The 1,020-nt window shown below is 19.3% G+C and carries 1 protein-coding gene and 1 pseudogene; one reads left to right on the top strand and one right to left on the bottom strand.

Annotation, left to right across the window (positions count from 1 at the left end):
• Positions 1 to 112: 112 nt before the first annotated feature.
• Complete coding sequence (locus AlmWB_RS01635; RefSeq protein WP_050337425.1) at positions 113 to 574, top strand: Hsp20 family protein; 462 nt, start codon at positions 113 to 115, stop codon at positions 572 to 574.
• 69 nt (positions 575 to 643) lie between these two features.
• Here AlmWB_RS01635 and AlmWB_RS01890 read toward each other — a convergent pair.
• Positions 644 to 1,020 (bottom strand): annotated as a pseudogene (locus AlmWB_RS01890) (hypothetical protein); the annotation flags it as partial.

Below are 1,020 nucleotides of genomic sequence, written 5' to 3'. Positions count from 1 at the left end.
TTTAATAATGAGATTTAATAATGAGATTTAATAATGAGAAAAAATAAAAAATAAAACGAAAGAAAAAATTTAATAATTAAAAAATATTTAAAAAGGAGTGAAGGAAATAATCATGACATTTACTTTTTTTGATGATAATCAAGATTTATTAGAACATTTTTTAAAAGATTGGAGAAATAATTCTTTTAGTAATAATTTCCAATCTTTAATGAAAACTGATATTAAGGAATATCATGATAGTTACGTTTTAATCAGTGAAGTTCCAGGTTTTAAAAAAGAAAATATTAAAATTAGTTTAGACAAAGGTATATTAGTAATAGAAGCACAACCTTCTTTAACTGAGAATAAAGAAATTGATGATAAACAAGAAAATAATAAAGAAAAAATGCCTAAAGAAAAATTCCATTATTTAAGACAAGAAAGATTAACTGGTATTATTAAAAGAAGTTTTAATTTAGGTGAACAATTTAGTATTGAAGATATTAAAGGTAATTTGGAAAATGGTTTGTTAACAATTAAAGTTAACAAAAAACAAAAAGAATTACAGCCAAAAAAATACTTAGAATTAAAATAAAAGAATTAAATAGATATCAAAAAAATAAAATTCCAAAAATAAATATTTTTGGGATTTTATTTATAAATTTCATAGTATTTTCTTATTGGGGTTTATAATTTTTTTATGTTCAATCAACAAAATTTTGATAAAAATTAAATCATTAGGATGAACATATAAAACATTTTGTTCTTGATCATAATATGATTTTTGTTCTATTATGTTTTTTAATATAAATAATTGAATATTCTCTATATTTGTTACTTTTGCAAATATTTGCTTTAATTCAATAGGGATTTGATTGTGTAATTCTTTATCAAGAATGCTGAAATTAATATTTGTATAATTTTTAATTTCAGTTTCTTTTTGAATTTCTTCGTTTTTATCAATATTTAATGTTGTTTTCTGTTGACAAATGATTCGTTGTAGTTCTTTTTCTAAGTTATCTATTTTTTGTTCTAATAATT

Source organism: Candidatus Phytoplasma phoenicium, assembly GCF_001189415.1.
In the GTDB taxonomy this organism is placed as follows: domain Bacteria; phylum Bacillota_I; class Bacilli_A; order Acholeplasmatales; family Acholeplasmataceae; genus Phytoplasma; species Phytoplasma phoenicium.
This window is presented reverse-complemented; position numbering and strand designations above follow the sequence as displayed.